Source organism: Novosphingobium sp. SG707 (assembly GCF_012275515.1).
Taxonomy (GTDB): Bacteria; Pseudomonadota; Alphaproteobacteria; order Sphingomonadales; family Sphingomonadaceae; genus Novosphingobium.
Map to the genome: position 1 here is coordinate 1 of NZ_JAAZQL010000016.1, position 22,752 is coordinate 22,752.

Below are 22,752 nucleotides of genomic sequence, written 5' to 3' on the forward strand. Positions count from 1 at the left end.
TCAAAGCGACAGAAGGCGTTGCCGGTAAGTCCGGCCCGCTTCTTCGCCACAATGAGCTCAAGACGGCCTGTGGCGTCCTCTAAGGCGGTTTCCCATGCCAGACGTTCGACGGTGCCCGGGTTGGGCTCTGCCTGCCTCAGATAATATTCCTGACGCAGCAGGAAGGCGACAATGTCGGCATCCTGCTCGATCTGGCCCGATCCGCGCAGGTCTGCCAGTTGTGGGCGCTTGTCGGGGCGCTTCTCGACCTCGCGCGAAAGCTGGGCCAGCGCCATGATGGCCACGCCGTGCCGTTTGGCGATGGCCTTGAGCATGCGAGACACCTCGGAAATGGCCTCATATTCGCTGCGGCCCCGGCTGTCGGGGTGGAGCAATTGCAGGTAGTCGACCACTACCAGATCGAGGCGTTGCCCCTTGGCGGCCAGCCGCCGGGCGAAACGGCGCACGCGCTGGTCGAGTTGGCCGATGCGCAACTGGGCCGGGTCGGTGATGTGCAGGGGCAGGGATCGGGCTTGATATTCCACTTGCCCAAGGCGCCTGCGCTGCCAGTCCGACAGTTCGCGGGACCGTATCAGGTGATACGGCACGGCCTCTTTGCCGTCGACGCCATAGGCCAGATCGCTGGCAAGCCGTTCGGCCAGATCCTCACCCGGCATTTCAAGGCTGACGAACAGCGCGCCATGGCCCCGCGCCGCCGCGCCTGCGGCATAGCTGATGGCAAAGGCGGTTTTGCCCATGCCCGGCCGAGCCGCGATCACCACCAGTTGGCCCGGGCGCAGGGCTCCCAATGCCTCATCGGCGGGCGGGATGGCCCCGCACAGCACGCCCGGCCCGCTCGTGGCGCTGTTTTCCCGCATGGCCGCCAGCGCTTCGTCTGCCGACATTTCGCGCGCCTCGCGGCTTTCCTCCGGCAGAATAAGCGCTGCATCGGCATGGGCTACGATCTCGGGCAGGGGCTGGGCCAGATCCGCGCAGGCTCCGGCGGCGTCGATCAGTCCCGCCCGCAGCGCCCGGCGGCGCGACAGGTCGGCAATCTGCTCGATCAGTGTGCCGGTGGCGATCAGGGTATGACCGTCGCTGGCCAGCCGCATCAGGTAGGCCGTGCCGCCCAGCGCCTGCATCGCCGGATCATCCAAGAAATGGGGTTTGAGCGTGATGGGCGACACCGACCGGCCAAGCGCGCTTTCGCGGGTGATTGCTTCAAAGATCCGCCCGTGCAGCGGTTCGATGAAGTCGGGCCCGGTCAGGCGATCAGCGGCGGCCTCGATGGCGCCATTGTCCATCAGCAGCGTGCCCAGCAAGGCCGCTTCGGCCTCGATATTACCCAGCATGGGGGAGGGGGCTTCACTCATTGTTGCGCCCTTCCATCTTTGCCGCGAGCGACTGCATCACATGTTCGGCGGCAACGCCAAAGGGCACCGCGTCCCGCCCGGGGCCATATTCCGGCAGGACCCAGACAATAGCCTGCCTGCCGGATGGATTGGTGCGTGTGTGGCCGGAATCGACCACGGCGCGGGCGCTGACCAGTTCAGAGATGCGGGGTTGAATGCCCCAGCGGTCATGGCCGGAGGCGTCGACGACTTCGAGCGCAGTCATGCCACGCTCGCCCGCCTCATGGATCAGGCGATAGGCAAGGGCGCGCAGGCGGCCAGCAACCGGATCGATGGCAGCATATGCTGCGCGGCTGGTGCGAGTGGGGCGATTACCCATGGTGCGCACCTCCGAAGGCCAGCGCAGCAACAAGGGCGGCGGTTTCGAAGGGGAGGGCGTGCCGGCTGGCAATGTGTTGCGCGCGGTAGGCGGAGAGGGTAAAGGTATCGCAGGAAATGCCGCCACAGCTATTCCGCGAAGCCTCGCCCCCTTGGTGCGGGGCTTTGCTTTTCATGGTTCAGGCCGCCTGCTCGCTGGTGGAACGGATCAAGCGGCTGGCAACCCATGCATCCAGGTCGGAGCGGCGATAGCGAACCGGGCCGCGATTACCGGGGGTGAGTTTGGCGAAAACCGGGCCAGCGCCAGTCAGGCGCATGCGCTCCAAGGTGGGCGTGGACAGGCTGAGATATTCGGCGGCGCCAGCGGTATCGAGAATTTCAGGGGTCATAATGCTATCTCCCGATGGTTGATAGCAGTCTGATCTACGCAGATTTTGCCCGTGCGCATCAAGATAGCGCGTCATAACTTCTCAGAAAAGTTGTGACGTAATTGATTTTATGTGTTTTTTTCGAGAGATTTTATGGCCCAAATCAGCCGTTGCAGGACAACTTCTGGTTCCTCTTGCCAATGAAGACGCCAGCCGAGACGGGGAGCAAATTCGGGCACATCGCAAATCTTTTTGCGATATTTTTCAACGGTTGAGTAGGAGGCTTCCGACGCCTTGAGTTCTTCTCGATATGCCTCGTCCTTGGCGCAACGACGTTTTAATTCGTCTGCCGCCTCAACAACATAAGCCATTAGGCGCAACTTTTCGGTTCCGGACTTTCCGCCCTGCATATTCCCACAAGGGCGCAGGGCTTCGGCAGTTACTCCTCGCTCCAATTCTTGGAGTGCGATGGATAGGCCCTGCAAATCAGGAAGCGCCAAACAACCATTGAGAAAACGGACTTTGGCAATCCACGACTTTCGGGTCGCGGCCGGGTCCCCTGGATCGTCCGCTGTTAGTAATGGCGCTAACGCAGGTTGAAGGGCTTGCATTGTGTCCACTATACTCATGAATATGGCCTGTTGAGCGGCCTCGAGCGCTCGACCGCTGCCCGGCTGAGCGTCACGTGCCACTTTCACACAGCTGGCAATCATTGCTTCGTTGGAAGTTGACGCAGGCACCGCCTGTGCTCGTCTACGTTCGCGTCTCGCAGATTGTGGAGATGGCTGGGCGTCATCAATGTTGCGCTCATGTACCATACCCGCCTCCCTCGCGACTCCCAAAGTGATGGCGGGGAAGCGCGTGGGATGCGCGCTTGTCGGATGGCCGTCCTATCCCCGTCAACGATGTAAGTGCTCCGTTCCTACTTATCCAGATCAGGCCGCCATGCGGTGTTCGCAGTTGGCCGTAATGTCACCGATCAATCGCCGCAGATCGCCCATCACGTGGGTGAAGGCATTCAATTCCTCGCCGTGTTGATGGGCAAGTTCCATCTTTTCCAGCACGTGCGACAAATCAGGAGCTGGAATGGCAAACAGCTTTTCCAGCGCCGCGTAAAACACATCTCCAGCTGCATCGGCAGCTTTTTCGGCGGCCGTAAGGTCTACCTCGGCAGCGGCGGCAAAACCTGTATTCGGCAGGGGTAAATCTGGACGAATCGCCGCGCTCTCTGGCGGCCTGCCCAATGCAAGTACGATCTGGCGGATCAAGCGACATGCGGTGGTCTGTCCATCATTGAGGCCTTCAAGATCGCCTCCAATGATCGACAAAACCGCCCGGGCCTTGATCGGGGCATTCTCTTGCGTTGTCGGAAGAGCCTCAATTTCGCGCCATACGCGCATCGACCATTGCTCCCAGCGGTCGGTTTCGCTGGCCGGAAAGCCCTCGGTATCGACTTGCTGTGCCAGAGCATCAACGGCGTCGAGCTCGGCGAAATAAGCACAGGGGCTCGCCGCCTTGCCGAACAACCGATCAAGTTCCGCCAAGATCATGTCAAGAACCTCAGGCGCGATGACAAAGTCCTCGCTCAGCCGCCTTTGCAAACTGAGCTTCCATCGAAGGGCATCCAGATCGGGGGCAGGCATGTCCATCAGTGCGCGTTCTAGGTCGATTCGCACCCCCTGCAATCGCTCTATTTCTCTGTTCACATCATGGGGCACATATTCGTTGGGAAATTTCGCCATCAGCGCCCGGCGCTTTTCACCAGTCTCATGCGTGTGCCCGTGGATACCTACCATCTCTTCAAATTCGTCCTGGCGCTTTTGGGCAGGGCTCCAGACGTCGGCATCATAGGTATCCTCGGCTGCCTTTGCTGTTTGGTAAGCCTTGAAGAGTTGATCCCAGCCGTTCCGTTCGGTTTCATCCGCTGCGCTGTTGTCAGCCAAATCCGGCTTTGTGCAGGATGCTGCCGACAATGCGGGTTTCGCCAGGCTGTCCAGATCCGCCTGGAATGCTTGGAGCCACTCTTCCGGGCGCCCCCATGTTTTCCAATGCTTTTGAGACAGGCCAATTTTATAAGACAACGCCTCAAGTGAGGGCGCGCGGACATTTTCTATAAGGTGGTCCAACGCATCGCAGCAAGCGTCCCGAGCAGCATCTGAAAGTGGATTGCTTTCGCGAAGGGCGTTCGAACATGCCTGCGCGGCCTCATATTCGGCGAGCGCGCTATCCCAATCCTTGGGGCGCTGCGTGGCCAGAACTGGTGCGAATGCGTGCGTCATGTCCATGTTTTGCGATCCCTCTGACTCTTGATCGAGGGTTTGCCCGCTCGATGGAACGGCATTGCCAGCCGGTTCGCTAAGCTTCTCCAAAGGGATAGCGTTCAAATCAGGTTGCTGTGTCTTTTCTTGTGAAGTGGGCGAAAGGCCAGCCCGCGCCCGAATATGTGTAACCACTGCGGCGCGCTGCTGATCGGTCAATTCGCGCAGCATGGCATGTGCGGGACTCTGTCCCGGTGCAACGTCTTCGCATGCGAGGCAGAAACTCGTCTGGCTCTTTGTGGCCAGATAGTTGCCGCCCACTGATTCAAAACGGGACAGCCAAACGGCAACGTCGAAGGTAGCCGCAGGCGCGGCAGGCGTGTTAGGGGCATTGTCAGCCATGGTATCGACTCCTTGTAAGTCGGTTTGTGGTCAGGGCCGGTCGGGAAGGCTCAATTTCCCGACTGGCCCGTTTTATCGCGCGCTGCCTAATGCAACCCGCGAATCTCGTTCCGCGCGGCCTCGACGATGAAGGCGCTGCGGGTCAGTTTGCGCATGCTGGCGGCTGTGTCGATGGCCTCCAGAATGCCCTTGTCCAGTGACAGGTTCACGCGCACGGATCGCCCGGCGCTGGTCAGCAGGGGCACGGCCAGCAGAAAGGCCCCGGCTGCCAATTCCTCCGCAACTTCGGTGGTGATGGCATCGAGGGCGCGCGGTTCCACCATCGGCTCATCCTCGAACCACAGTTCCAGCGCCTCGCAGGCATTGGGCAACACATCCGCCAGATCATCCGCCGCCGAAAAACAGCCCGGCAGATCGGGGAAGGTGACGCCATAGGCGCTGTCTGCGTCCTTATGCACCAGTGCGAAAAAGGTCTTCATGCTTCCTGCCTTTCCGGCTGGCATCACAGCCACCCGGCGAATTTTGCGATGTTGCGGGCCGTGCCCAAAGGCAAATCCCGCTTGGGGTGGGGAACGATGATGATCCTATCGTCCTTGCGAAACTTGTGATGCGATCCGCGTGTGGAAACCAGTTCCCAGCCTTCGCTTTCAAGCCTCCGGATGATCCGTCTGCTGTCTCGTTCCATGAGTAGTATTCTACATGCTAGAGGGATGGAGGGCAAGAAATGTTGTGTAAAAAACTACACACTCCCTGCCGATTGCTTGGCATTGCGGATGGGCACGACGTTGGTTTTCTCGGCTGGCGTCACGATGGCTTGGACATGGCGCGCCCATGCTTCCAGCGCGGTTCGCTTCTCTTCGGCCCAATCGTGACGCTGATAGATACCCGCCACGCCCGCCTTGGCGCCCGACACGTGGTTCAGCACCGCCTCGGTCACTTCAAAGCGCACGCCAAGCCGCTGGAAGCCCGTGGCAAGGGTGCGGCGAAGGTCATGGATGCGCCATGCCGGGATTGCGCCGCCATCCTCTTTTCGTGCCTCCGCGACGGCCGTATCCAGCGCGTTCTTCGCCTTGGTGATGCCGCTAATCGGTGTGCGGCCGGTGGTGGTCAGCACCGGGCCGGATTTGGGCCAGCGCTTGGGGTCTGGTTCCTGTGTGGTGGCCTTGGCCTTCTCGGCTTTGGCATCGGCCTTCATCTGTGCTGCCATTGCCAGCCGGTCCAGTTCTTCCACGACATGAGACGTGAGGGGCACGAGGTGGGCCACGCCGTTCTTGGCCCGGTCGGCGGGGATGATCCATGTAGCGGAGGCCCGATCCAGTTCCGACCACGCGATACCAGCAACTTCGCTCCGGCGCTGGCCGGTCAGCATCAGCAGGCGGAAGAATTGCCCAAAGGGATCTGACAGTGTGCTGCTGGCGTTCCAGATCGCTGTAAGTTCGGTATCGGCCAGAACACGATCGCGCGCTTTGGGAGCCTCGGGCTTGGCCATCGCCAGCAGCGGGTTTTCATCAATGTCGCCGCGCTTAAGCGCCCAGCTGAAGAAGATTGAGGCATAGGCGAACACGGCGCGTCGCATCCCACGTTTCTTGGTAGGGATGCCATCGAGGATCGGTTGCAGGTCGGCGCGAGCGATATGGGGCAGGGGCCTGCCGGTCAACTTAGGCAGCAGGTAGCCGTTTACCACGAGGCGCGCCATCGCAACACTGGACGGGCGGCGGCCCTTTTCATTCTCGTACCAATCGAGAAAGGTCGGAGCCAGCCGTTCAAAAGCCAGTTCACCTTCAAGGCGGGCCTTCTCCGCAGCTTCACGCTTGGCGTTGTCCTGGGCGGTTATGGCGTCCAGTTCTGACTGGCGCGGGTCAATGCCCTGCTCGACCATGGCTGCCAACTCCTTGGCCCTCGTGCGGGCTTGATCGGGCGTTAGCGGGCCATGCTTGCCGATGGTGTATTTGCGCGGAGCGGTCTTGTCGGCCAAGCCAGCACGCGCAAGGCGGTACTGAAAGATATAGACCTTGCTTCCGGCTGGCGTGACCTTGAGGCCAAATCCCTTGATGGTTTCCTTTCCGCCATCATCCCAGATCACATACTCGGCAGGGCCGGGCTTGGCGGCATCCACGGTGCGCTTGGTGATCGGTGCCTTCGCCATATTCTGATGCTCGCTTTAGCCTCAGGCATCAGATAGGCATCAGATTTGATAAAAGCAAGGATGATTTGTGATAGCTAGGGATTACTATAATCCCTAATTTGCTTAAGTTACGGTTAGGGTTCCCTCGGCTTTTGGTCAAATCAACACTAACTTTTAATCAGTAGGTCGCTGGTTCGAATCCAGCTGGGCTCACCAAAGTACATGTGAAATCCTTTAATTTTCATGGGTTTGGCGGTTTGATTTGGCGAACTTTTCGGAAAGGTTCGCCAAAATCGTATCGGCAAGGGCGGCTTTGTCGGCGCTTTGCGAGTAGTGGGCGAACATGCGGTCGCTCTTGTGGCCGGTGACGGCGCGGCCTTGGTTTGAGGTGCCGCCAGCTTCGGCGATGCGGCGGCTGAGGGCTTTGCGCAGGCCGTGGGCGCTGCATCCTTTCAGGCCAGCCATATCGCAGCGATCGCGGAACCAGTTGCCGAAGCCCGCCGAGGTGAAGGGCTTGCCGAATTCGGTGATGAGATAGGTTTCGCCGCCCGCATAGGCCGGGTCCAGCGCGGTGATGGCGCGTTCGATGTCGGGGGAGACCGGCAGGATCGTGTCCGATTTGTTTTTCGTGTGGCGCAGGTGGAAGCGGTCGCCCTGGCGCTGGGCCGGGCCGAGGCGGATGACGTCGCTTTTGCGCAGGCCGGTCCACAGCATCAGTTCAAGCGCCAGCCTTTCGCGCGTGCCCATCGGCCATTTGGCCTGAAAGGCGGCGATCTCGTCCTCGGTCCAGGCGTGGATGCCTTCGCTGTTGATGCGATAGGGTTCGGTGGGCGAGATCGGGTTGCGCGCGATCCAGCCCATGCGGACCGCATAGCGGAACAGTCGCATCAGCGCTTTGCGCAGATTGTTGGCGGCGGTGGGGCGGTCGCTCATCGCGGCCAGCCATGCATCGACATGGCGGGGTTCGAGGCGCGCGAAGGGTTTGTCGCCATGGACCTTGCGCCAGCGTTCGATGATGCTGCGATAGGTCTTTTGCGTGCTGGCCTGCATCGATTGCCAGCGGGGCGAGCGGTAATAGGCCGCGCAGAGGGCATCGACCGAGCCGGGGGCAACGCGATCCGCGCCCACCGGTTGGCCCGCCTTTGCCGCTTCATATTCGGCGAGGAATTCGGGCGTGCCGGGCGCGGCGCGGAAGCTGTAGGTAGCCTTGCCCGCCTTGCGATAGCGGTAGCGCCAGCGGCCGGTTTTATCCTGATACCGGGTGACGTTGGGCGGGAGCCAGCGGCGCTTGGTCATTGTTTCGGCTCCGCATCCCATGGATTGGGCAGGATCGATCCGGGCAGGCCGTCATCATCGAAAATGATGTCATAGCCGGTGTCATGCACGCGGATGCGTTTGGGGGTGAGGCCCGAATTGCGGGCAGCTTTGAGGATGCGCTGGGCCTCGACCATGCGCACGCGGGCGGGCTGAACAGCCATCAGAGCGTCTTTCTGTGCTTTTGCTGCGCCTCGACATGGCAATCGCGGCAGCGCCATGGGCCGTGCGATCCGTTGAGGCTGTGGGTGGGGTGGAGCAGGCCGCAATCGGCGCAGCCTTCGGGTTTCCACGGGCGCGGGGGCGTCATGCGACGGAGCTGGACAGGGAGGCGCCGGGCAGAGGAGCGCCGGGCAAGGGGGCCCCGACCGCGCCTGTGGCGCTGATCGGGGCGGTGCGACTCGGCGGGCGGGAATTGTGGGGCGCATGCCAATCGGCCCATGCCGCGCCCAGGAGCGCGGCCAGCACCATGGCCAGTGTCCAAAGCGCGGCGCCGCGCGGGGAGGGGGAAGGGCAGGCCATGGCGATCAGGCGTTGAGGCAGGAGAGCGCGCCGCATTGCACCGCGCCCGCGATCACGCGGTCGATGGCCAGCAGGGCGGTGGTGAAGAGCAGGGAGACAGTGGCGATGGCGGCGGCGGCTTTGGGCATGGACATGGCGGACCTCGCAAGCGGTTAGGGGCGGTCGAACATGGAGATTTGCCCATCGTCGGCTTCATCGCGCGGGGGCGGCAGGACGTGGGGGATTTTGTCACGCGGGCAGGCGACCAGATTGAGATCGGACCGATCCACCATGCCGGGATTGAAATAATGGACAAAAACCAGTTCATGCATGCCGGTGAGTCCGCAGCCGGTGTTGGTGCAGTGGGTCATCAGATGCTTGACGGTTTCGTTGTGGCGCATGCTGTCGCGCACGAACATGGGCGCGCCGCATTTGGGGCAGGTGATGAAGGCCTTATCCTTGGCCTGCGCCCCGCCCGAGCGTAGGCGCAATGACAGCGGGGCGTGGATCAGGGGCTGATTGCGGATGATGCCTTCGCCGCTCATGCGCGGGCCTCGCGGCTTTCGATGCCGGCAACGCTGGCATGCAGGGCGTGGATGGCCTCTTCGGCCTCTTTGCGTGCATTGCGGATGCTGGCGCGGTCGCCCGATTGGGCGGCGATGATCAGGGCCGAGATCGCCTCGCCCGCCTCCTTCGCCGCGACGGCGGCCAGTGTGGAGAGATCAGCCAGCGCAGCATTGGCGGCCATATCGGCAATATCGAGCCGCATCGTCATCAGGCGATGAAAGGGCCGATGATCGCCGCCCGCCTCGACAAAGGCGCGGTCGAGCCGTTCGGCGTCGATCATGCGGATCTGTTTCTGGCATTCCGGTTCGGCCCAATAGCGCGCCGAGCGCGAGGACACGCCGCAGATGCCCGCGACCGTATCCCAGCCCAGCACCCGCGCCACGGCCAGCATCGTGTTTTCATAGGTGAGCGGTTCGCGGCGCAGGGTCATGCCGATGCTCCGTCGCGCAAAGCCCCGTCTCGCAAAGCCGCACTGCGATTGAACGCGACGAGGGGGACGCCGTGATCTACGCCGTGGAAACGGGCCGGGGCGGCGGGGATTTCGGGAGGGTAGATATCGGGGCGCAGGTGATGGCGGGAAATGCCGGTGGCCGTTTCGACAGCCAGGACATGGATTGGGGGAACGCGGCGAGTCTGCAGCCATTTCCAAACGGACGGCTGCGAAACACCGCAAATGCGTGCGAGGGCGGATTGCGAGCCAGCCTTGTTGAGCGCGGCTTGCAGGGCTTCAAAGGGTGTGGGCGCGTCGGTCATAGCCATCCAGATATTTCAAAAGCTATAGCCTCGTCAATCCCAAATACGATATGGATAGCTATAGCCGTTTCTATAGCTCAGTTGACGTGAGCATCGGGGACCGAATCAACAGCCAATTGAAGGCACTCAATCTGTCTCAGGCAGAGCTAGCGCGTCGCGTCGGTGTGGCTCAGCCGACAATCAACAACCTGATTAATCGTAATAAGGTTGGGACGAAATATCTCCACAAAATCGCGGCAGAGTTGCACACGACGCCCGCTTATTTGTCGGGCGAGACCGATGATCCGAGCGAAGGCTATGTCGCGCCGCCGTCTATAGAGGTTGTCGCTGAGGACTTGGGCCTTGTGCCGGTTCGAGAGTTCGATCTCGCCTTGGGAATGGGGGCGAGTTTTCTCGACAGCGAGCCAAACTACAAGGTGCAGCATTTTCCGCGTGAATGGCTGCGCGCGTTTACCCATAGCCCGCCCGAGGATCTGTTTTTTGCCCATGCCGTGGGCGATTCCATGCAGCCGACCATGGTTAGCGGCGACATCGTCCTGATCGATCGCCGCCAGCAAGTGGTCGATAACGCTGACCTTATCTGGGCCATGACCTATGAAGGCATGGGCATGATCAAACGTATCGGCCCGGCCCGTGGGGGCCAGATCGAAATCATTTCAGACAACCAGTCGGTGCGCTCGCGCTTTGTCATGCCGGAAGATGTTCACATCATCGGGCGGATCGTCGCGGTGGTGCGGAAGATGTGAAGCTCTGCATGGATCCTTTTGAGTTGGTCGACGTTTAATAGGGGGGGATTGGTGGCTGCATCAAGAACGCAACGTAGGGTGTTTATGTGGCATCTGACACCAGAGCCCATTCCTCGGGAGGCACCTAAGGATGTGTCTCTCACCGAAGTGCTCGAAATTCTGGAAGGGGCATTTCAGAATGGAAATGCCTTCGTCCACCTCGATCAGGACGGGCGTGTTTGTTCTCCCGATGAGGATGGGGACATCAAGAACTGCATTTACATTGCAGATCTGTCCTACAGTGCCGAGGGACGCTATTGCTACTTGCTGTTGAACAGGGGCGACCCTGATGTGGTTCATCCCAGTTTCATTAATCCAATTGCGCGAACAGTGACAGTCGTTCCTCCGGGGGAAGATGAGGTGCAGGGGTGGTCTGCACACCTCGTCATAGATATGAATGAAAGGCATGGGAAACACCGCGCATGCTTTGAAAAGATGCAAAACGTTTCCACCACTTTGGTGCAGAGGTACTTTGACGCTCTTTTGAAGAAGGCGGCTGACGATAACCCCGAGTATCAATTCGAGAAAATGGTTATTCAGCGTGGGCAGGATGTCGAAGTGGTTCGGTCATATCGGCCCGCCCTAACTATCAATCGGGTTCCCTCATCGAGCCTCAAAAAGGACATTGAAAGGGGGTTCCTTTCGGCAATTAATCTTATCCGGGAAGTTGAGGAATACAATGGACCGGGTGATCCATCGACATTCCGATCAATCGAGCAAAAGTTAACGATTCGTCCGGCTCATATGAGTGGGGATCGAGCGAAGGACTTCATTCGACAGGTTTCAGATTGGGGGCGTGAGCAGAATTTTAGCGCGGTCCAGTTTGAGATAAAAGGTTTGGAGGGTGGTACATCTGCCCATCCTAAGTTTGAACTAGAGCAAGCAGATGCAATGGAGACTTTGTATTCTCGAACGAAATTAATAGATGATTTCAATGATCTTCTTCAATCTTGTTACTCTTCAATGAATATGGAAATTGTTGAGAGAATAGTTAGGGAAATTGGTAACGAAGGGAACTGGTAGTGCTTTGGGTTTTGCGCCAATTAGGATCACCGTTGCGATATCTGATGATTTCGCAAGGTGATACTGTTTTGCGTTCAAAACGAATGTACGACTTTGTGATTCCTGCCGCGATTGGTGTCGTAATCACCATTCTTAGCTGGAGATTTAACGTCAAATTTGGCCTCTTTGAAGATAAGGGTGTCATTCCGAACATTGCCAGTTTGCTCAATCTTCTCGCGGCTTTCTATATCGCGGCCCTCGCCGCCGTCGCCACTTTCGATAGAAAGGGGTTGGATGATAGAATGAAGGGCGAAGTGGCCTCTCTAAAAAGGACAAATAAGCGTGGTTCTGTTGTTATCATAATTTTGACGCACAGGCAGTTTGTTTGCTATCTTTTTGGATACCTATCGCTGATTTCTATAGCAATGCTGTCATTTATATATTTTTCAAAGATCATTCAAGTACCGATCATTGAATTCATATCATTCTCAGGCGATTATTGGGTATATATTAAGTCTTTATTTGTATTTTTGTTTTTTGCGACATTTGCGAATTTGATGATTACGATGCTTCTTGGGGTTCACTTTTTGTCTGATCGGCTTCAATTTATGGATGATCCAAGTGTTTGAAATGGCATTGGTGGGGTAGAGTGAATGTATCTCGGGGGTAAGATGGATTTTCTTTCACTACCGATCAGTGATGCGAACTTTGGCAGAAGTTTTGAGCAACGCTCCGCTATGGGTGTGGCCATTGTGTTGACGTCGAGGGTGGAATAATATGCTGGATCTTTTTGGTCTCTCATCGTTGGCTGGTACCCAAGAAGGTGTTGCAATTCTCGTTGGGCCAAATGGTTCGGGTAAAAGTAATCTTCTGCGTAAATTGGCAGGTGATATTACCGAGCGCCGCAATGTCATCATTATTTGCAATACAGCCTATGATAGGTTTGCCGAAATGCGCGGCGTAATTCGTTTTTCAGCTGGGCGATCTAGCAATTCACCGCAGAATGTAATCAAGAGAGCTGTTGCAGAGACTGCCGATAATAATGACTCTAGATATTATCAGATAAAAAATATTTTGGAGTATTGTGGTTATCGCCCAAAGTTCGGCTTTAGGTTCAGGATTAACAGCTATTTCCCTTTGTTGATCGATCAAATTGGCCCTGTTAGGGGAGACCTTGCGACGGCCATTGACTTACTTCGTACCCACTCCAGCGACGATATACTTTGGATTGATCCTGCTGAGCCATTTCTTGCCCATGCGCGTACTTACGATTTCGTGTCCGTATTGCGGAGAGAGCGAGAGTTGATCAAATATGCAGTCCTTGATGGTATAGATGTTTGCTTACAAATGCAGGATGGAGAAGTAATAGAACTCAAGCATGCTAGTTCTGGCCAACTTTCCTTGATAGCATCATTCGTTTTTCTGATTGTTAACGCTTCAGAAAGTCCAATCGTCATAATTGACGAGCCGGAAAATAGTCTTCATCCTAATTGGCAGCGCGAATATGTCGATAAATTACTTGCTGCTATGAGCTATCGTAACGGAAAGATTGTGATAGCAACGCACTCTCCACTGATTGTTACGGGGGCGATTACTGGCAATTCCGATATTATTTCGGTCTATCAAGTGTGTGATGGTGAGCCCACGCCCTTGGGCGATAAGGGGAGGTTAGCGCCTTCTAGCGGTATCGAAGAGCTTCTTTGGAAAGCGTTCGACATTGTAACGCCCGCTAGCCATTTCGTTAGCGTGGAAGTCCTTGATGAAATTGCGCGGTTTGAGCGCGATGAGATATCGAAGGAAGGGCTTCTTGACTTGATCGAACGGATGGAGCGCCGAAGTTTCGATGACAGGCAGCGGGCGTTCTTTGATGGTGTTCGGCAGCTTGTGGACAAAGTTGCGAGCAGTAATGCGAGTGCGCGTCGAGAGCCATGATCGATCCATATGAGCCAAAGCTTGATGCCCTCGTTTTGAGTGCTGACGAGGTTGCTGCAATTAGTGCGGCGCTAGCCACCAGTAAGCCGTGGGACTGGACGCCTGGTGGTGACGTCGAGGCTGCTATCAAGAGTGCAAAGAATAAAATCCGTGACCATCACCTTGCCCGGCATAGGGGGAGATGCTGTTATTGCCGCACACGCCTGAAGGGTGGTGGGCACTTTATGATCGACCGGGAGCACATCCTTCCGAAATCGAAGGAAGGCTATCGTCAACTCAGCTTTACGCTCTGGAATCTTGCTGCCTCATGTAAACGCTGCAACATGCAGTATAAGAAAAATGACGATGACTTTGTTGTCAACAAGATTGACTCTTCTACATGGGGTAATAGTGATAACTACGCGTTAATTCACCCCAATTTCGATTACTATAGCCATCATATGAGGTACAGCGCTATAGATATTGATGACCGTATGTTGGTCAAGTTTACTGTTATAAATCGAAGTAAAAAGGGGGAGTATACCTATAATTACTTCAATTTGAGGGGTCTAGAGGAAAATCAATTTGATAGAGCTCAAGGGGGGGCTGTCGCGGGCGAACCGGTAACCGAGCTCACTGCTAAGGCGTATGAGCTTGCGCTCATCCTTAGTGCCGAGAGCAGCGGCGGTAATAATTACAAATTTGGCACGGATGGCGAAGAATGTGACGATGAAATAGAGCAAGAAGACAATGAAGAGTCCGAAGGCGACGAAGATTGCCGAGATTATGAAGAGTTCTTTGATGAAGTTGAGTATGAGGATTTGGAGGTGGATTGCGGAAATTGCAATGGAACGGGGAACGGATCTGGAGTGAGTAAATATTTAGGAGAAAAAATGAGGTGCGGTAATTGTGAGGGAAGTGGTGTGGTAATTTTACGGGTTGTGCGATAAGATTTTTATGAAGACTAGGAGCTTGGTGAAAAAGATAATCAAAATATTGCTTTGATGCCGTTTTCTTGAGATTGCCCAGATTGGTCTGGGGCTGATTACCTTTGAGGCGTCAGGTCCCCTCCAGCCTGATAATTTGCTTGATCCCACCCGCATCCATCGTTGTATCGATGCTCTCGATCAGCCACTTGGTCCCACTCACCGCCACGCTCCATCCGTTGAGCGCGGCCTGCTGGTTCGGCCGCAACCGGCAATCGGCCACCGCAAGATAATATTCGAACCTGCTCCTCGCCCGCAGCCGCTTGGCGAGGTTCGATTTCGCCGCCCGCGTTGCGCTGCTCTTGCTGGCATAGATGTGCTTGAGCCGATAGGCATCGCCGCTGCCCTCGCTCACCGTCTTGCGCGCGCCGGTTGAGCCATCGTGATATTGCGCCTCCACGCCCGTCTGCGCGCCGCGTTCGGCGCGGATGTAGCGCCAGTTCCAGCCGTCCTGCCGTGTCAGGGTGATGACCGGGATGGTCTGGCCGCCCGCCGTGGTGGCGCTGCCTTTGGGCAGGATCAGGATCTTGCGGTCCTTCCATGTCGCGGTGGCGTCAAAGCGTTTGCCCAGATCCTGCACCAAGGCCATGTCGGACTTGTTGTGCTGCTCGAGCGCCTCGATGGGTTCGCTGGCCAGATCGGGATGAACGCGGGCGGTGATCCCATGGCGCGCGGCGATCTCGCCGACCAGCGCGCCCAGCGTGGTGTCATGCCAGACGCGGTTGCGGCGCTTGGCATAGGTTCCGGCCAGATCGGCCGAGCGGGCACGGATGACGATCTGATCGGGCGGGCCGCTTTCCTCGACCTCATCAACGCGGAAGCGGCCCTTGTCGATCAGGCCCACCGGATGATCGTCAAACCGGCTTTCCCAGCCGAGCGCGAGCGAGAGGATCGCGCCAGCACTGGGCACGGCCAGTTTGCCATCGACATTTTGCAATGAGAGCGTCAGCTCGTCAGCAGACCCATCGCGCTTTTCCACCAAGGTCAGCGAGAGGAAGCGCGGGTTGATCTTGGCCGCGAGATCAACGCCATTGTCGAGCGTGAGGCGCAGGCCCGCCTTGTTCGCCGCCATCATTCCACCCGCGATAGTTCGAGGGAGAAATCGACCATGCGCGGGATACCGCCCGCCATGATCACCCGGTGCGTCTGATCCAGCCCATCGATCCGATAGAAACCCCAGAGCGTGCCGAGGCCGTCGAGCAGCGGGAAGGCATCGCCACTGTCGCCCATCTCGATCAGGAAGGTGAGCGCGCCGTAATTGCCCGCGATTTCGGGGATGATCTCGCCAGCGATGGAGACGCGATCCTCGCCGGGGCCTGCGAACTGGCTGGCCGGGCGGGCCATGAAGCGGTCGTTCTGTTCATGGCGCCATGCGATGCGGCGCGAGAGCTGGTCATAGGCGGCCTGCTCCATGCCGAAGGTGAACAGGCCCAGCGACATCAGGACGGCGGGCGAGAGCAGGTCGCGCTGGCTGATTGTGACCGGGGTGGACAGGTCGATCAGGCTGTCGGTGGGAGGCAAAGCCATCAGCGTCCGTCCCCGCCGTTCATGTCAGATCGCCCCGCTACGCCCTGCGCGTGATCCATCTTGCGGATGACGTGATTGGCGATGGCATCGGGGCTTTGGCCGGGGGCGGGATAGACATTGAGCGTGACCGGGCCGCGCGCCGCGCCGCCAGCGCCGAGTGCCGCCGGTCGGACGGGGGCGAGGGCAGGGAAGGGGTTGGACACCTTGGCGCCCGCCCAGTTGGCTTTGGGCGCGGGGCCGGTCGGTTTGGCAGGGCCGCCGCCGAACTTTTCCTTGATGGTGTCCCAATTGGCATAGAGCGCATAACCGCCCGCCGCCAAACCCAGCACGGCCAAGGCGGCAAGGCCCCAAGGGGTGGTGATCAGCGAGAGGCCGAGCAGGCGGATCGCTGCCATGATGCCGCTGATCGCGGTGGTGACCGTGGGGCCGATCCCGGCGACCATGCCCATACCGGCGGCAAGGCGCGGGAAGAAGGCGACGACGCCCGCGAGGCCCTCATAGCTGCGCAGCAGGCGATAGGCGACCGACACCGGACCAAGTAGGCCGCCAAACGCGAATTGCAGCGCACCCAGCCCGATGCGGGCGGCGACCAGACTGCCAAGCAACGTCATCAGCGTCGAAGTAAGGCGCGGGTTGGCCTGCGCAAAGGCAGCAACGCGGGAGATCATGCCATCGGCGGCGGTGAGGAATTGGGTGGCGGCGGGCAGGAAGCTGTTGCCCAGCGTGATGCCGAGGCGCTGGACCGTGCCCATGAAGTCGCGCCATTTGATGCTGGCGTCCTGCGCCTCGCGCTGGGCGAAAGCCTTGTCCACGGTGCCGCCGCTGTTCGCGATGTCGGCGCGCATCTTGCGGAAATCCTCCATGTTGAGGATGAGCGAGCGGAGAGCCCCTTGGGCCTGCATATCCTCGAACAGGTTGCCGATTTTGGCATTGTCGCCGCCGGTGGCCTTTTGCGTGAGGTCGGCGATGGCCTCAAGCGGGGTCTTACCCTCGCGCGCGGCCTTTTTGAGGGCATTGGGCAGGTCGATGCCGAATTTGGCGAATTTCTTGACCGTCTCAGGCGACTGGATTTTGGAGAGCAGGTTCTGGATGTTGTTGGCGGCCTGATCCGCGTCACCCGCGCCGCGTCGGGCGATCTGCAGCGCGGCGGCGAGATCCGCGACGGCGGGCGTGCCCTTTTGCCCCAGCGCCTGCATCTGGGCAGTGAGCGAGGGGAACCAGCGGGCCATATCCTTGACCTCAAACGCCCCGGCATTGCCCGAGGCGGCCATAATGTCGAGCGCGCGGGCGGTCTCGCCAATCGGCACCTTGAGGTTGTTGAGGTTGGAGAAGGCGGCATTGGCGCCGTCGGCGAGGTCCACCTTAAACGCGGTGCCGAGGCGCCCGATGGGGCCGATCATCTCGATAGCCTTGCGCGGATCGAGGCCGAGGCCCGCCAGCGTGTCGATGCCGCTGCGCATATCCTCGGGCAATTGGTGCGCCACCTTGGACAGATCGAGGATGCGCGAGGCCATGCGAGCGGTTTCCGCGTTGGTCAGTTCGGCCTTTTGCTGGATATCGACCATGCCGCTCGAGAAATCCATCGCGGCCTTGCTGGCGAGGATGAAAGGCGTGGCCATGCCGACGCCGCCCAGCATGTTGTCCTGGCCGCGCTGACGCAGATCGGCGCCGCGCCGCTGGATCACATTGGTGTCGGCGCGAATCGCGGCCAGCTTCTTTTGCCGCTCGAGCTGGCGGTTGGTGAGGACAAGCTGGGCGGCCAAAGCGCGCTCCTTGTCGATGAGCTGGGTCATATTGCCCGCGCCCTTGGCAATATCGGCCTGCACCGCGCGCATCTGCGCATCGAGCTTCCTGGTCTCGCCGGTCAGCGCCTTGATCGATTTGGAGCCATCGCGGCCAAGGCCGACGATGTTCTTCATGATGCCGGTCATCTTGTCGATGCCGATGAAATTGACCAGCAGCGAGAGCTTCTTGTCGCTCATCCTTCACCTTCCTTGCCCGCCCACATGCGGTTCCAGCTTTCCACCGCCAGACGGCGCCAGAGGATCAGTTCGTCCAGCGTGAGGGCCGCAATCTCGGACAGCGGCCAGTGAAAGATGGCGGCAATGTCGGCCATCAGCTCTTCGGCGTGTTCTGCTCGATCACCATCTGCAGCAGCTTGCGCTCGCCCGCCGTCATAAAAAAATCGCGGATCGCGCCCCCGATCTCGGCCACATCGGAGGGATCGAGCATGTCCGCCTCGGCCCCGGTGATCGGCGGCATGGTGATGCGGGGAACCACATTGAGGATCTCGCTGATATCGAGCGAGAGCAGGTTTTGCAGCGAGAGGCCGCGCAATTGCCCTGCGCTGGGTTTGCGGATGGTCAGCGCCTCGATGCTGGTCTCGCCGCGCAGGATCGGGGCGGCAAGGGTGAAGGTGTGGCTGGAGGAGCCGGGGGCGGCGGCAATCGGGGGCGTGTCGGTCATAAGCGGGGCTTTCGGCAAAAGTGGGCTGATGCGCGGGGCGGGAAGGGGCCGGTGGCGGGAGAGGAAGGCCACCGGCCCACCGGACAGACGGCGCCCCGCAAAAGGACCGCCTGGCCGGATCTGGAATGGGGGATCTGATGCGCGCGGATTAACCGGCGAGGATGGCCATGATCTCGGCATAGCGGTCGACGCCGCCGACATTGTAGATGCCATTCAACATGTCGATCTCGACCTCGACCACACCGTTCACTTCGCGGCGGTAATAGGTGAGGTCCGCCTTGTATTTGTGTTCGGTGGGATCGCCGGGCTTGTCCTTGCCGAAGTCGATCTCGTTGAAGCTGCCGCGCATGAAGATATCGACGGCCTGCGGGGTGCTGGTCGATTTGGCCTGATAGGCGCAGACGAGGCGGATGCGGGTGTCGTCGCGCGCAAACAGGCGGACCAGCGCGGTTTCGTGGCCGCCGAAGGTGAGCGTGGCCTCCATCGGGTTGAGGCCCATCTTGCGCTTGACCGTGCCGGGCATGCCGCCGCCGCGCCAGTCGCCGGTGTTTTCCGAGAGCTTGGGCTGTTCGAATTCGCCGATGATGCCGCGATAGTCGGCCCCGTTGATATAGGTGTTGAGGTTTTGCAGGGTGCGGGGAAGGCCCATGGGACGCTCCTGTCAGAAGAAGGGGGAGGGGAGGCGGGAAGGCGCGATCAGGCGGCGACCTGCGAGGCGAAGTCGCTGTAGAATTCCTCGGTGATGGCAAAATCGACCGTGGGATTTTCAAACGGCGCGCAGGGGGTGAAGCGCAGGGCAAACTTGGGGCGCCCGGCGGCGAGTTCGGCGCTGGTGTTGCCGGTGTTGGCCAGCGCGACCTTGGCGCCCATGATCCAGCCCGAGGTGGCGAGGTCACTGAATTTGGTGTTGCAGGATTCGAGCAGGTCTTTGACCAGGGCGACGGTCATCGGCTTGTCGAATTCGGGGGCGAAGGCGTCGATCACGATATCCTGCAGCGCGTGGAGCGTGCGGACGGCGCTTTCGAACCGATATTCGCTCTGGTCGCTCCCTGCGCAGGTGGTGTTGCCCCAGAAGCGGAAACCGCCGAATTCGCGGATGATCGTGACGATGTCGGCATCGTTGAGGACGCCCGCCTCGGTGCTGGAATCCAGCAGGTCGAAGGCGATGTTGCGGGTGAGCGCGGTGACGCCGTCCATCGCGACATTGCTGATCGTCTTGTGCCAGCCCGTCTCCTCATCGATCCGGGCGCGCAGGCCCAGCGCGCGGGCGGTGGCGTCACCCACAAAATCGGGCGAGGTATTGGGCCAGATCAGGGTCAGTTCGCGGGCCGAGAAGGTGTTGCGGTAGGCGATGACCGCCGCATCATCCTCGCCGATCGCGCGGGCATAGGCGCGGCCGCGCAGGCGCTTGGCGGCGATCACCAGTTGCGCGGTGACGGTGGCGGTATCGAGGCCGGGGGCGCCGATAATGCGCGGGCGGACGCCCACCGCGCTCTTGGCCGAGACCAGGGCGGGCATGGCGGCGATGACATTGGCCGAGGTTTCGGCATCGTCCTCGCCTTCCTCGACGCGCAGCACGACCAGCACCGGAGTGACCTGATCGGCAATCGCCTTGAGCGTGGGCAGCAATGTGCCGCCGGTGCCAGCTTTGCCGATGGCCTCGACAATGTTGGTGACCAGCACCGGGGCGCCGATGGGGAAGGCGGCATCGAGCGCGGTGGTGGCTGCGCCTGCCGCCGCGCTGGCGGTGGCGATGATGCCGATCACGGCCATGGAGGAGGTGGCGAGGCTGCGCGCCCCGCTGGTGGATTCGGTGAGGGTAAGGCCGTGGGGCATGGCGTGTCCTTTGCGTCAGGCGGCGATAGAGAGGGTGACGGGTTTGCCGGTGTCGGCGCGTTGCCCGCTGATCTGGATGGTGAGCTTACCCCGCGCGGGCGCGCCGAACAGGCGGACGCGGGCGATGGAGAGGCGCGGCTCCCACGCGCGGATGGCGAGGACCGTGGCGGCGCGGATCAGCATGGGGGTGGCGGCGTTGATCGGCGCGTCAATGAGGCTGGGGATCAGCGAACCATAGGTGCGGCGCATGACGCGCGAGCCGATGGGTGTGGTGAGGATATCGACCACCGACTGCGCCAGATGCGCATCGCCCGAGAGGGGCTTTCCTGTGGTGGCGTCCATTCCGTTCATGACGGATGGGATGCCTGCCCGCGCGCGCGCGGGGTAGGGGGCGGGGGTGTAACCCGGCGGGTTACGGGGAGGGATAGGGTGATGGCTTGGTGGGCAGACGTAAATATGCGGCAAGGAAGGCGCTCTCAATGGCGATCCTGAACCAAATCATACTCATCTTGGCCAGTCCTTCACCAGGCTTGCGGCACGGATCAAATTCCGCGGAGACCTTTGGGAATAGTGACTTGTAGCATTTAGCGCAGCGCATCCCACTTCTGAAGGTGAAAGCGTCAAGCCGATTTCAAATTTCCGCGTCCATCGGCTTGGATGATGAGGCGGGCGCGTAACAGTGGCGTTGTCGCTGACGACGCCACTGTATATCGGCCAATTTATGCTAGGCACGACACATAAGGGTCACTTATCCCGTCGATCGCTGCCGCTCTGCGCGCACCTATATAATATTAGACAAATGTTTTGAAATTTCAAACTTCCAGCGGCGTTGAAAAACGAATGTGGAAGGGCTTGCAATTTCGAGATTATTCCAAAAATTAAATAAATAGTATTTTGATAGATTTTCTGAGATATGCTCTATAATGAGCTTTCTAAATCTTCGTCACTGTTGGCTGTGTATTGAGGTATTATGTTGTTTTTGAACCTCACGTACTTCATCCAGTAATGAAGGCAGCTATCGATATATTTTGAAAATGAAGTAAGGCAACTTGGGCAGTGGTCGCCACCGTGGGATATCAATTTGTAGTCTAGATTATCTATATATTCCCATCCTTCAGGTAATCCGTCCTCATATAAGTGATGATGTATATTATAGTTTGCGCGGCAGTAAACCGTTTCTCCACAAAAATCGCAGATACATTGTACAAGTACATTTCTTGCCATACTGACCCCCATCAGTTTATTGGCGTGACATCCAATTGGAATGGCTTTCCGATTGGATGCTTGATGCGTATATTAACGCTAACATACGTGCAATCCCTTGCATGGAGGGCGGAATGGGTGGCCAAAGTTGTTTAATTTTTTAGAATCAATATTTTGGTAAAGTATCGGGGAGTTTTCCCACAGGAATATTAATCCAGTAGAAACAAGCTGCTGTTAATCATGGGCGGCCTGGTGCGCAGGTGCGGGGCCTTACCTTGGCCACGGAACGGCGATGAACCCCCATTCACCGGAGAGTATCGGCATACGCTCTCCCCCGCTCAAGCGCCCCAGTCTCAGGCGGCCATGTATTCTATACTATGCTCAAGCCGATGCTATACGCCCCTTGAGGTCGCCCCCGCCCGCGACCACATCGCCATCGGCGGTGATATCGCCGGTCACATGCACCGTTTCCGCGTCAAGCGTGATCGTACTGGCCTTGATCGTTGCGCTGGCGCCCTCGGGTAGCATGGCGGCCAGATGGTGGGCCTCGGGATCATAGGAGAGGATGGCGCCATCGGCGAAGGCGATCAGTTCGGCCAGCGTTGAGGCGGGCGCGGGGTGGTTGTCATTGTTGAGGCCCGCCAGCGCCACGCCATTGCCGATCTGGCCATCGGGGCAGAGCAGGACGCATTCCTCGCCCACGGTGGGGGCAGACCAGCGGCGGGTGGCGCCAGCGCGCAGGGCCAGCCAGCGGATGGGCGGGCTTTCGATAGCACCATCGTCGGCATCGGGATCGCCGAAGCGCACGCGGCAGCGCGGGGGATCGAGCGTGACAGCGCTGATCACACCGAGGCGGATCAGCGTCGAGGGATCGAGGGGGATATCGTCATCGTCGTAGCGCATCGGTGGGCACTTCGCTCCAGGCGGACAATTTCGTTAATTTGTCCCGTTAATGGTGTGTTGATTATATAAAAATATAATATTAGAAATCTGCCTAGGCATGGCCGATCGAGCCATCGGGATCGCATTTGGCGGTGTC

29 protein-coding genes are annotated in these 22,752 nt (G+C 59.1%); 6 read left to right on the forward strand and 23 right to left on the reverse strand.

Annotated elements, in window-relative coordinates:
- The 10 genes from FHW92_RS24150 to FHW92_RS24195 all read right to left on the reverse strand — a co-directional run.
- Nucleotides 1–1,352, reverse strand: a 1,352-nt coding sequence (locus FHW92_RS24150; protein WP_168605853.1) for a DnaB-like helicase C-terminal domain-containing protein, incomplete at its 3' end; no start/stop codon positions are given.
- On the reverse strand, nt 1,345–1,710 hold the full coding sequence (locus tag FHW92_RS24155) for a hypothetical protein (RefSeq protein WP_168605854.1): 366 nt from the start codon (nt 1,708–1,710) through the stop codon (nt 1,345–1,347). The genes FHW92_RS24155 and FHW92_RS24150, both read right to left, overlap by 8 nt.
- A 178-nt stretch (nt 1,711–1,888) precedes the next feature.
- The gene (locus FHW92_RS24160) at nt 1,889–2,098 is read right to left on the reverse strand and encodes a helix-turn-helix domain-containing protein (protein WP_168605855.1); all 210 of its coding nucleotides are present in this window, start codon (nt 2,096–2,098) and stop codon (nt 1,889–1,891) included.
- 107 nt (nt 2,099–2,205) lie between these two features.
- Nucleotides 2,206–2,895, reverse strand: coding sequence for a hypothetical protein (locus FHW92_RS24165; protein ID WP_168605856.1), 690 nt, complete (start codon nt 2,893–2,895; stop codon nt 2,206–2,208).
- Between the two features lie 117 nt (nt 2,896–3,012).
- On the reverse strand, nt 3,013–4,737 hold the full coding sequence (locus tag FHW92_RS24170; RefSeq protein ID WP_168605857.1) for a hypothetical protein: 1,725 nt from the start codon (nt 4,735–4,737) through the stop codon (nt 3,013–3,015).
- A gap of 86 nt (nt 4,738–4,823) precedes the next feature.
- Nucleotides 4,824–5,216, reverse strand: coding sequence for a type II toxin-antitoxin system HicB family antitoxin (locus tag FHW92_RS24175; RefSeq protein WP_168605858.1), 393 nt, complete (start codon nt 5,214–5,216; stop codon nt 4,824–4,826).
- Between the two features lie 23 nt (nt 5,217–5,239).
- Entirely contained in the window at nt 5,240–5,422 is a 183-nt protein-coding gene (locus FHW92_RS24180) for a type II toxin-antitoxin system HicA family toxin (RefSeq protein ID WP_168605859.1), read from the reverse strand.
- Between the two features lie 54 nt (nt 5,423–5,476).
- Nucleotides 5,477–6,883 (reverse strand): site-specific integrase, encoded by a 1,407-nt coding sequence (locus tag FHW92_RS24185; protein WP_168605860.1) that lies wholly within the window; start codon nt 6,881–6,883, stop codon nt 5,477–5,479.
- A 213-nt stretch (nt 6,884–7,096) separates the two neighbouring features.
- A complete protein-coding gene (locus FHW92_RS24190; RefSeq protein WP_168605861.1) occupies nt 7,097–8,158 on the reverse strand; it encodes a tyrosine-type recombinase/integrase in 1,062 nt (353 codons plus the stop codon).
- A complete protein-coding gene (locus FHW92_RS24195; protein ID WP_168605862.1) occupies nt 8,155–8,340 on the reverse strand; it encodes a hypothetical protein in 186 nt (61 codons plus the stop codon). The genes FHW92_RS24190 and FHW92_RS24195 overlap by 4 nt, the downstream gene beginning before the upstream one ends.
- Before the next feature lie 35 nt (nt 8,341–8,375).
- Between FHW92_RS24195 and FHW92_RS25605 the strand changes: the two genes are divergently transcribed.
- Nucleotides 8,376–8,714 (forward strand): hypothetical protein, encoded by a 339-nt coding sequence (locus tag FHW92_RS25605; RefSeq protein ID WP_210428682.1) that lies wholly within the window; start codon nt 8,376–8,378, stop codon nt 8,712–8,714.
- Here FHW92_RS25605 and FHW92_RS26165 read toward each other — a convergent pair.
- Genes FHW92_RS26165 through FHW92_RS24220 form a run of 4 tightly spaced genes read right to left on the reverse strand, consistent with a single transcriptional unit; the run spans nt 8,704 to nt 9,997 of the window.
- Entirely contained in the window at nt 8,704–8,832 is a 129-nt protein-coding gene (locus tag FHW92_RS26165; RefSeq protein ID WP_282599825.1) for a hypothetical protein, read from the reverse strand. The genes FHW92_RS25605 and FHW92_RS26165 overlap by 11 nt on opposite strands.
- An 18-nt stretch (nt 8,833–8,850) precedes the next feature.
- Entirely contained in the window at nt 8,851–9,222 is a 372-nt protein-coding gene (locus FHW92_RS24210) for an ogr/Delta-like zinc finger family protein (RefSeq protein ID WP_168605865.1), read from the reverse strand.
- Nucleotides 9,219–9,674 carry a hypothetical protein gene (locus tag FHW92_RS24215; protein WP_168605866.1) on the reverse strand — a complete coding sequence of 152 codons (456 nt, stop codon included), beginning with the start codon at nt 9,672–9,674 and terminating at the stop codon, nt 9,219–9,221. The genes FHW92_RS24210 and FHW92_RS24215 overlap by 4 nt, the downstream gene beginning before the upstream one ends.
- Nucleotides 9,671–9,997 (reverse strand): YdaS family helix-turn-helix protein, encoded by a 327-nt coding sequence (locus FHW92_RS24220; RefSeq protein WP_168605867.1) that lies wholly within the window; start codon nt 9,995–9,997, stop codon nt 9,671–9,673. Before FHW92_RS24220 ends, FHW92_RS24215 begins: the two co-directional genes overlap by 4 nt.
- 50 nt (nt 9,998–10,047) lie before the next feature.
- On the opposite strand from FHW92_RS24220, the gene FHW92_RS24225 reads away from it, so the two are divergent.
- From FHW92_RS24225 to FHW92_RS24245, 5 genes are all read left to right on the forward strand, one after another.
- Nucleotides 10,048–10,743: a S24 family peptidase gene (locus tag FHW92_RS24225; RefSeq protein WP_168605868.1), complete on the forward strand. Its 696-nt coding sequence runs from the start codon at nt 10,048–10,050 to the stop codon at nt 10,741–10,743.
- Between the two features lie 132 nt (nt 10,744–10,875).
- Nucleotides 10,876–11,805 (forward strand): hypothetical protein, encoded by a 930-nt coding sequence (locus FHW92_RS24230; protein ID WP_168605869.1) that lies wholly within the window; start codon nt 10,876–10,878, stop codon nt 11,803–11,805.
- Entirely contained in the window at nt 11,805–12,413 is a 609-nt protein-coding gene (locus FHW92_RS24235) for a DHHC zinc finger domain-containing protein (RefSeq protein ID WP_168605870.1), read from the forward strand. Before FHW92_RS24230 ends, FHW92_RS24235 begins: the two co-directional genes overlap by 1 nt.
- 148 nt (nt 12,414–12,561) lie before the next feature.
- A complete protein-coding gene (locus FHW92_RS24240) occupies nt 12,562–13,716 on the forward strand; it encodes an ATP-binding protein (protein WP_168605871.1) in 1,155 nt (384 codons plus the stop codon).
- Nucleotides 13,713–14,645, forward strand: coding sequence for a hypothetical protein (locus FHW92_RS24245; RefSeq protein WP_168605872.1), 933 nt, complete (start codon nt 13,713–13,715; stop codon nt 14,643–14,645). The genes FHW92_RS24240 and FHW92_RS24245 overlap by 4 nt, the downstream gene beginning before the upstream one ends.
- A 109-nt stretch (nt 14,646–14,754) precedes the next feature.
- Here the strand turns inward: FHW92_RS24245 and FHW92_RS24250 are convergent, their stop codons facing one another.
- From FHW92_RS24250 to FHW92_RS24290, 9 genes are all read right to left on the reverse strand, one after another.
- Complete coding sequence (locus FHW92_RS24250; RefSeq protein ID WP_210428683.1) at nt 14,755–15,756, reverse strand: contractile injection system protein, VgrG/Pvc8 family; 1,002 nt, start codon at nt 15,754–15,756, stop codon at nt 14,755–14,757.
- A complete protein-coding gene (locus FHW92_RS24255; protein WP_168605874.1) occupies nt 15,753–16,208 on the reverse strand; it encodes a phage tail protein in 456 nt (151 codons plus the stop codon). Before FHW92_RS24255 ends, FHW92_RS24250 begins: the two co-directional genes overlap by 4 nt.
- Complete coding sequence (locus FHW92_RS24260; protein WP_168605875.1) at nt 16,208–18,190, reverse strand: phage tail tape measure protein; 1,983 nt, start codon at nt 18,188–18,190, stop codon at nt 16,208–16,210. Before FHW92_RS24260 ends, FHW92_RS24255 begins: the two co-directional genes overlap by 1 nt.
- Nucleotides 18,187–18,324, reverse strand: a complete 138-nt coding sequence (locus tag FHW92_RS24265) for a GpE family phage tail protein (RefSeq protein ID WP_168605876.1) — start codon at nt 18,322–18,324, stop codon at nt 18,187–18,189. The genes FHW92_RS24260 and FHW92_RS24265 overlap by 4 nt, the downstream gene beginning before the upstream one ends.
- Nucleotides 18,324–18,674 (reverse strand): phage tail assembly protein, encoded by a 351-nt coding sequence (locus FHW92_RS24270; RefSeq protein ID WP_168605877.1) that lies wholly within the window; start codon nt 18,672–18,674, stop codon nt 18,324–18,326. Before FHW92_RS24270 ends, FHW92_RS24265 begins: the two co-directional genes overlap by 1 nt.
- A 148-nt stretch (nt 18,675–18,822) precedes the next feature.
- Entirely contained in the window at nt 18,823–19,323 is a 501-nt protein-coding gene (locus tag FHW92_RS24275; protein WP_168605878.1) for a phage major tail tube protein, read from the reverse strand.
- 47 nt (nt 19,324–19,370) lie between these two features.
- Nucleotides 19,371–20,510, reverse strand: coding sequence for a phage tail sheath subtilisin-like domain-containing protein (locus FHW92_RS26170; RefSeq protein ID WP_168605879.1), 1,140 nt, complete (start codon nt 20,508–20,510; stop codon nt 19,371–19,373).
- 15 nt (nt 20,511–20,525) lie between these two features.
- Entirely contained in the window at nt 20,526–20,861 is a 336-nt protein-coding gene (locus tag FHW92_RS24285) for a GPW/gp25 family protein (protein WP_168605880.1), read from the reverse strand.
- 1,233 nt (nt 20,862–22,094) lie between these two features.
- Nucleotides 22,095–22,616 (reverse strand): phage baseplate assembly protein V, encoded by a 522-nt coding sequence (locus FHW92_RS24290; protein WP_168605881.1) that lies wholly within the window; start codon nt 22,614–22,616, stop codon nt 22,095–22,097.
- Between the last annotated feature and the right edge of the window lie 136 nt (nt 22,617–22,752).